This is a genomic window from Pseudomonas protegens (genome assembly GCF_003732485.1).
Classification (GTDB): domain Bacteria; phylum Pseudomonadota; class Gammaproteobacteria; order Pseudomonadales; family Pseudomonadaceae; genus Aquipseudomonas; species Aquipseudomonas protegens_B.
The window spans coordinates 113,141-121,019 of the sequence record NZ_MOAK01000073.1; the positions used below are offsets into that span (position 1 = coordinate 113,141).

At 62.5% G+C, this 7,879-nt stretch carries 7 protein-coding genes and 1 pseudogene; 5 read left to right on the forward strand and 3 right to left on the reverse strand.

From position 1 onward, the window contains the following. Positions 1–365 (reverse strand): annotated as a pseudogene (locus BLX41_RS35695) (sensor histidine kinase); the annotation flags it as partial. 153 nt (positions 366–518) lie between these two features. After that, the gene (locus BLX41_RS18760) at positions 519–2,042 is read right to left on the reverse strand and encodes a fumarate hydratase (protein ID WP_123726093.1); all 1,524 of its coding nucleotides are present in this window, start codon (positions 2,040–2,042) and stop codon (positions 519–521) included. 337 nt (positions 2,043–2,379) lie between these two features. Here BLX41_RS18760 and BLX41_RS18765 point away from each other — a divergent pair, with 337 nt between their 5' ends. The 3 genes from BLX41_RS18765 to BLX41_RS18775 are packed head-to-tail and all read left to right on the forward strand — an operon-like array spanning position 2,380 to position 5,195. Continuing rightward, the gene (locus tag BLX41_RS18765) at positions 2,380–3,486 is read left to right on the forward strand and encodes a GGDEF domain-containing protein (protein WP_123726094.1); all 1,107 of its coding nucleotides are present in this window, start codon (positions 2,380–2,382) and stop codon (positions 3,484–3,486) included. Continuing rightward, entirely contained in the window at positions 3,479–4,417 is a 939-nt protein-coding gene (locus BLX41_RS18770) for an iron-sulfur-binding ferredoxin reductase (RefSeq protein WP_123726095.1), read from the forward strand. The genes BLX41_RS18765 and BLX41_RS18770 overlap by 8 nt, the downstream gene beginning before the upstream one ends. Positions 4,418–4,445: 28 nt before the next feature. Next, positions 4,446–5,195, forward strand: coding sequence for an enoyl-CoA hydratase-related protein (locus tag BLX41_RS18775; RefSeq protein ID WP_123726096.1), 750 nt, complete (start codon positions 4,446–4,448; stop codon positions 5,193–5,195). A gap of 84 nt (positions 5,196–5,279) precedes the next feature. Here the strand turns inward: BLX41_RS18775 and pyk are convergent, their stop codons facing one another. After that, positions 5,280–6,731 (reverse strand): pyruvate kinase, encoded by a 1,452-nt coding sequence (gene pyk / locus BLX41_RS18780; protein ID WP_123726097.1) that lies wholly within the window; start codon positions 6,729–6,731, stop codon positions 5,280–5,282. A gap of 157 nt (positions 6,732–6,888) precedes the next feature. Between pyk and BLX41_RS18785 the strand changes: the two genes are divergently transcribed. Continuing rightward, positions 6,889–7,263 carry a tol-pal system YbgF family protein gene (locus BLX41_RS18785; RefSeq protein ID WP_123726098.1) on the forward strand — a complete coding sequence of 125 codons (375 nt, stop codon included), beginning with the start codon at positions 6,889–6,891 and terminating at the stop codon, positions 7,261–7,263. A 218-nt stretch (positions 7,264–7,481) separates the two neighbouring features. Beyond that, a complete protein-coding gene (locus tag BLX41_RS18790; protein WP_123726099.1) occupies positions 7,482–7,841 on the forward strand; it encodes a PilZ domain-containing protein in 360 nt (119 codons plus the stop codon). The last annotated feature ends 38 nt before the right edge of the window (positions 7,842–7,879 follow it).

Genomic DNA, 7,879 nt, shown 5'->3' on the forward strand with positions numbered 1-7,879 from the left:
CAGTTGCTGGCCGCCACGGCCAGGCCTTCATGGTTCAAAAGTTCCAGGGTCGAGGAGCGGGCGGCACCGTTGATCTTTTCCAGCTTGCGGTTCAGTGCATCCTGGGTGTCTGCCGTCACCGGGCCCTGAAGTGCCGCGCGCAGCTCCGGGTCCAGGGCCAGCACCGCCGGCAGCGCGCGATAGCGTTCGATCAGGGTATGCAGGGAGTTGGCATACAGCCCCAGCTGTTCATTGGCGCGGGCGGCATCCTCCACCAGCGTCTGGCGTTCGGCGTGGCGCATGGCCAGACCGGCGCTGATGACGGTGCCAGCGAGAATAACCAGGATATAGAACGTCAAGCGTAGAGGGCGAGAGATCTGGGCCATGAGTCGGGGCAGGCTGCAATGGGGGCGGGAACGATAGCATGAGCGCCGGGTGGAACGTTGATCGCCGACAGTGTCGCGAAAGGGCGCGCCATAAAAAAAGCGACGGGCTGTTGTCTCAACAGCGCCGCCGCTTTGGCCAAACGGGAGAAGGGCTTACTGCACTTCTACTGCCAGGCTGTCACTGATCTTTTTCTGCCAGATGGCAGGACCGGTGATGTGGACCGACTCGCCCTTGCTGTCCACGGCGACAGTCACTGGCATGTCCTTGACCTCGAACTCGTAGATCGCTTCCATGCCCAGTTCGGCGAAGGCCAGGACCTTGGACTTCTTGATCGCCTGGGCCACCAGGTAAGCGGCGCCGCCAACGGCCATCAGGTACACGGCCTTGTTGTCCCTGATCGCGTCGATGGCGGTCGGGCCACGCTCGGACTTGCCGATCATGCCCAGAAGGCCGGTCTGCTCGAGGATCTGCCGGGTGAACTTGTCCATCCGCGTGGCGGTGGTCGGGCCGGCCGGGCCTACCACTTCGTCGCCTACCGGATCGACCGGGCCGACGTAGTAGATGAAGCGACCCTTGAGGTCTACCGGCAGGGTTTCACCCTTGTTCAGCATCTCCACCATGCGCTTGTGCGCCGCGTCGCGACCGGTAAGCATCTTGCCGTTGAGCAGCACGGTCTCGCCCGGTTTCCAGCTTTGCACGTCTTCCGGCGTCAGAGTGTCGAGGTTGACACGACGCGCCGAAGGACCGGCTTCCCAGACGATTTCCGGGTAGGCGTCCAGAGGCGGTGCCTCCAGTTCGGCCGGGCCGGAACCGTCGAGCACGAAGTGCGCGTGACGGGTGGCGGCGCAGTTGGGGATCATGCACACCGGCAGGGAGGCGGCGTGGGTCGGGTAGTCCATGATCTTCACGTCGAGCACGGTGGTCAGGCCACCCAGGCCCTGGGCGCCGATGCCCAGTTGGTTGACCTTCTCGAACAGCTCCAGGCGCATTTCTTCAATGCGGTTGGACGGGCCGCGAGCCTTGAGCTCGTGGATGTCGATGGACTCCATCAACACTTCCTTGGCCATCACCGCCGCCTTCTCGGCGGTGCCGCCGATGCCGATGCCCAGCATGCCCGGTGGGCACCAGCCGGCACCCATGGTGGGCACGGTCTTGAGGACCCAGTCGACGATGGAGTCGGACGGGTTGAGCATGGCCATCTTCGATTTGTTCTCGGAGCCGCCGCCCTTGGCCGCCACGTCCACTTCCACGGTGTTGCCGGGAACGATGGAGTAGTGGATCACTGCCGGGGTGTTGTCCTTGGTGTTTTTCCGAGCGCCTGCCGGGTCGGCCAGGATGGAAGCGCGCAGGACGTTTTCCGGCAGGTTGTAGGCGCGACGCACGCCTTCGTTGATCATGTCGTCCAGGCTCATGGTGGCGCCGTCCCAGCGCACGTCCATGCCCACGCGAACGAACACGGTGACGATACCGGTGTCCTGGCAGATCGGCCGGTGGCCGGTGGCGCACATGCGCGAGTTGATCAGGATCTGTGCCATGGAGTCACGAGCGGCCGGCGATTCCTCGCGCAGGTAGGCCTCGTGCATCGCCTGGATGAAGTCCACGGGGTGGTAGTAGGAAATGAACTGCAGGGCGTCGGCAACGCTCTGAATCAGGTCGTCTTGCTTGATCACGGTCATGAGTCGCGCTCCTCTAAAAGACGGGAACATTTAATAAGGTGGCTGCAGCAGGGTGTATCGGTCGGTTGCAGACACCTTCTAAGGCACGCCGGACAGACAACTGGCGCGACGCTAAAAAGGCGCGGCAGTATACCGCGCCTGGGGGCCCGGCACACCCGCCAGCCAGGCAAACGAAAGTCGCCCATCGGATGGGCACTGTTCTTGCGTGAATCAGCGGCGAAACCGCAGAACACGGCTTAAAATTTGGATAGTCATTTGCCGGGCGCAGCACTAAAGTGGCAACTGGCCTGCAGGGTAGGAAACTCTTTAAGCCTCCTTTCTCACGGTGAGTCAACGATTGACCCATAAAGCCATCCAGAGCTTGTTATTCAAGCGCTTCACCATTGCTGCGGGCACCTACGGACTGATCCTGCTGCTGTTCTGGCTGGCGGTTCTTACGGGGCACTCTCGCGCCTCCATCAGCAGTGCACTGATGGGCAGCGCATTGGTGCTGGCCAGTCAGGGACTGCTGTACTGGGTGTTCACCAGCGGACGCAACCTGCGCTTTGCCGACCCCAGCCTGACCGAAGTCCAGGTGGTTCTGGGCATTGCCTGGCAGACCTGGCTGATCGCCCACCTGGATCAGGCCCGGGGCGCCTTCCTGGTGTTCTATATCCTGCCGCTGCTGTTCGGCCTGTTTCATTTGTCCCGCCGGGCCTACCTGCGGTGCGCGGTGTTGATCTTCTTCTGTTTTGCCGGGGTCAACCTGTGGGACGGCTATCGCTTTGTCCTCGATGATCCCCAGCTGGCGGCGCTGCAAGTCTGTGTGCTGCTGGTGATGCTGGTGTGGATGTGCCTGTACGCCGCCTATGTCCAGGCGTCGCGTTCGCGCATGCGTCAGCGACGTTTTGCCCTGCAGGCCCATCAGGACACCCTGCGGGGGATGATGCGACAACTGGAGGACCTGGTGGCTACCGATGAGTTGACCGGGCTGTTCAATCGCCGGCACTTCCTGCGTATCGCCAGCCGCGAGTTGCAGGCCATGGGCGAGGAACAGGTGCATGGGCTGGCGCTGATCGACCTGGATCATTTCAAGCGCATCAACGATCTCCACGGCCATGCGGCGGGAGATCAGGTGCTGCAGGCGTTCGCCGCGGTGGCCACGGCCTGCCTGCGGGACGACGATGTGCTGGCGCGCTACGGCGGTGAGGAGTTCGTGGTGCTGTTGCCCGAGTGTGATGCCGAGCGCCTGACCTCCTGTTGCGAGCGCCTGCGCCTGGCCTTCATGGAGGTGCAACTGGTGGGCCTGAATGTGCGTGACCTGAGCCTGTCGGCAGGGATGACCCTGCTGCAGGCCGGCGATGATCTGGACAATGCCCTGCAACGCGCCGATCAGGCGCTGTACCGGGCCAAGCGCGACGGCCGCAATCGTTGTTCCGCCGCCTGGGAAAACCTCGATGCCTGAATTGACCGTGGGCAACCGGCGCTGGTCGGTGGCGCCCGCAAGCAACCTGCTGGATGCCTTGAATCAGGCCGGTGTGGCGGTGCCTTACAGTTGTCGTGCCGGCAGTTGTCATGCCTGCCTGGTGCATTGTGTCCGGGGCCTGCCCAGCGACAGTCGGCCGGATGCCCTGAGCGATGAACAGCGCCGTCGCGGCTGGCGCCTGGCCTGTCAGTGCCAGGTGGTGGAGGATCTGCAGGTCGAGACTTTTGATCCGCTGCGCGATGGCCTGCCGGCCCAGGTGGTCGGGCTCGACTGGCTATCGCCCACGGTCCTGCGCTTGCGTGTGCAACCTGAGCGGCCATTGCGTTATCGCGCCGGCCAGCATCTGGTGCTGTGGACCGCCAGCCAGATCGCCCGGCCGTATTCCCTGGCCAGCCTGCCGGAAGAGGACCGCTTCCTGGAGTTTCATCTGGACTGTCGGCATCCGGGACAATTCAGCGATGCCGCGCGCCAGTTGCAACCGGGGGACCCGATCCGCCTGGGCGAGTTGCGCGGCGGCGCCTTGCACTACGATCCGGACTGGCAGCAACGACCGCTCTGGCTGCTGGCCTCGGGAACCGGCCTGGCGCCCTTGTTCGGGGTGCTGCGCGAAGCCCTGCGTCAGGATCACCAAGGTCCTATCCGCATCATTCACCTGGCCCATGACGCCACCGAGCATTATCTGGCCAAACCCTTGGCAGCCCTGGCGGCGAACCGTCCCCAGCTGAGTGTCGAGCTGTGGCAGGGGGCGGAGCTGACGACGGCCCTGGCGCAACTGCGGCTTGTTTCCCGGCAAACCCAGGCCTTACTCTGCGGGCACCCCGACAGTGTCGATGCCTTTGCCCGGCGCCTGTACCTGGCGGGGCTGCCGCGCAATCAACTGCTGGCCGATGTGTTCCTGCCCCGTGGTTGAGCGCTGATTTTTCCAGAGCGAGATCTTCATGACCGATGCCATCGAGCTGCAACGCGAGGGCGGGCTGCTGACCCTGCGCCTGAACCGCCCCGACAAGAAAAACGCCCTGACCCGTGCCATGTACAGCCGTCTGGCCGAAGCCCTGGCCGAGGCGGATGCCGATCCGCAAATCAATGCATTGCTGATCTGCGGCAGCAGCGAGTGCTTTACCGCCGGCAACGACATCGCCGACTTCCTGCAACAGCCGCCCAGGGATCTGGACAGCCCGGTGTTCCAGTTCATGCGCAACCTGCTGGAGTGCCGCAAGCCGGTGGTGGCTGCGGTGGCCGGCGCGGCCGTGGGCATTGGCACTACCTTGCTGCTGCATTGCGATCTGGTCTATGTCAGCCGTGATGCACGGCTGCGCATGCCGTTCGTCAACCTCGGGCTGTGCCCGGAGTTTGGCTCGAGCCTGATCCTGCCGCGCTTGCTGGGACAGGCCAAGGCCGCTGAGTTGTTGCTGCTCGGCGAAGGTTTCAGTGGGGAACAGGCGGCGGCCTGGGGTATTGCCACTGCGGCCCTGGGAGATGGCGCGGCAGCCCTGGCCAAAGCCAGAGAGGCGGCTCTGCGTTTTAGCCAACTGGCGCCGGAAGCGGTGCAGGTGAGCAAGCGCCTGATGAAGGCTCCCTATCGTGAGCAACTGCGCCAGGTGATAGAAGAAGAGGGCGTGCAGTTCACTCAGCGTTTGCGCTCGCCAGAGGCCATCGCCGCATTGTCGGGGTTTCTCGCCAAAGGCTGATGCCTGTCGTTAAAGGGTAGGACGGAGATAAAAAAAGCCCCGGGGTTTTCACCGCCGGGGCTTTTGCGTTCAGCGAGCCAGGGCTCAGACCATCGGGTCGCCAACGTGCAGGATCTTCATGCCGTTGGTGCCGCCGGTGGTGTGGTAGCTGTCGCCCTTGGTGAGAATCACCCAGTCGCCTTTTTCTACGACACCGCGCTTGAGCAACTCGTCGATCGCAGCCTGGCTGACCTGCTCCGGAGGCAGGGAAGCCGGGTCGAACGGGATGGTGTAGACGCCGCGGAACATGGCTGCACGCGCCTGGGTTTCACGGTGTGGAGAGTAGGCATAGATCGGCACCGAAGAACGGATGCGCGACATGATCAGCGGGGTGTAGCCGCTTTCCGTCAGGGCGATGATGGCCTTCACGCCTGGGAAGTGGTTGGCGGTGTACATCGCCGCCAGGGCGATGCTCTGGTCGCAGCTTTCGAACACCTTGCCCATGCGGTGGCTGGAGGTCTTGCTGGTGGGGTGCTTTTCCGCACCGACACAGATCCGCGCCATGGCCTGGACCGCTTCCAGCGGGTAGGCACCGGCGGCGCTTTCTGCCGAGAGCATGACCGCATCAGTGTAGTCGAGCACGGCGTTGGCCACGTCGGACACTTCGGCACGGGTCGGCATCGGGTTCTGGATCATCGACTCCATCATCTGGGTCGCTACGATCACTGCCTTGTTGTGGCGGCGAGCGTGGAGAATGATTTTCTTCTGGATGCCCACCAGCTCGGCATCGCCGATTTCCACGCCCAGGTCGCCACGGGCCACCATCACGGCGTCACTGGCGTTGATCAGGCCGTCGAGGGTTTCGTCGTCGGCCACGGCTTCGGCGCGTTCGATCTTCGCCACCAGCCAGGCAGTACCACCGGATTCGTCACGCAGCTTGCGCGCGTATTCCATATCGGCAGCATCGCGAGGGAAGGACACGGCCAGGTAGTCGACTTGCATTTCGGCGGCCAGCTTGATGTCGGCCTTGTCTTTTTCGGTCAGGGCCGGAGCGGTCAGGCCGCCGCCACGACGGTTGATGCCTTTGTGGTCGGACAGCGGGCCGCCGACGGTCACCACGCAGTGCAGCTCGGTGGCAGTGGCGGTTTGCACGCGCATCACCACACGGCCATCGTCCAGCAGCAGTTCGTCATCGACGCCGCAATCCTTGACCAGATCCGGGTAGTCGATGCCGACGATGTCCTGGTTGCCTTCGGTCAGCGGGTGCACGGTGGAGAAGGTGAACTGGTCACCGATCTTCAGTTCGATACGCTTGTTGGCGAATTTGGCGATGCGGATCTTCGGGCCTTGCAGGTCGCCGAGGATGGCCACGAAGCGGCCGTGCTTGGCGGCCAGGTCGCGGACCAGTTTGGCGCGAGCCTTGTGCTCGTCCGGAGTGCCGTGGGAGAAGTTCAGACGGGCAACATCCAGGCCCGCGAGAATCAACTGTTCGAGAACTTCCGGCGAGTTACTGGCCGGGCCAAGGGTGGCAACGATTTTGGTACGACGAACGGACATGCACGGACTCCTGAGTTCAAGCGCAACGAGAGGCTACTATGCTCCGAAGTTGTAGTCATTGTTCGTTTGCACTACTTATTGCTTTGTTTGTTTACCGCAACAACCTTGAAGATTTTTGCCGATGAGTCGATACACTGCACAAGACAGGAGATACCCCATGCGATTCGTACTCATTGCTGCCCTGGCCGTCAGTGTTGTCGGCTGCACCCGCTGGTCCATGAACCATCATTTGAATAACGCCTACCGCGCTTATGACCGCGGCAACTGCGAGAGCGTGATGCTCGAGTTGAGCCAGGTCGACCGCGACAGCCGTGCACGGCGTTACATCCAGCCGGAAGTTTCGATGCTGCGCGGGCAATGCCTGGAACGCCAGAAGTTGTTCGTCGACGCGGCCCAGACGTATCAGTTCATCATTACCCAGTACCCCAGTAGCGAATACGCCTACCGTGCTCGTGCCCGCCTGGACACCCTGCAGCAACTGGGGCATTACCCGGCAAACGGTGCAGCACAAGTGCGCCGCACCGCGTTGTAAGCGATACCGGTCAGGGGCAGTGTAATTGCCCCTCGTGCTTGAGCTAACATTTGTACAGGTTGTTCGAACACTGCACGGTTCCTGCCTGCGCAGTGGCGTTGAAATCCTTGTGAAGATTTTCCTCGCACCTCGAATCCGGGAGAACGAGCCGCTACTCAAGGCCCGTTGCGAAGCACTAGTGCGGTCATGCTTAATGACCTTTCATAGCGATACCCAGCATGTTCACGGAACCTCGGATCGAGCGGCATCAACTGCCGTCCTACTTGAAAGTCTTCAACCGGTTTACCGACAAGCCTGTCGGTTTCCTGGGCAACATTTCCGCTGACGGGCTGATGTTGATCAGCCAGTTGCCGATGCTGATCGGTGCCGAGTTCGAGCTGCGGGTGAAAGTCCCCGGCAGTGACGGGCAGGCGCAGTTCATCGATTTCAGCGCCTGTTGCCTGTGGTGCCATGAGGACCTGACCCCTCACCAATACGACAGCGGATTCAGTCTGCTGCGAGCGACCAGCGAATTCGCTGAACTGGAGCAGGCCCTGCGGCACTACTTCAGCTTCCATCCGTTGCAGACATCGGCCTGAATGTCGCGGCAGCCGCTACAGGCTGGCCGCTTTTTTTC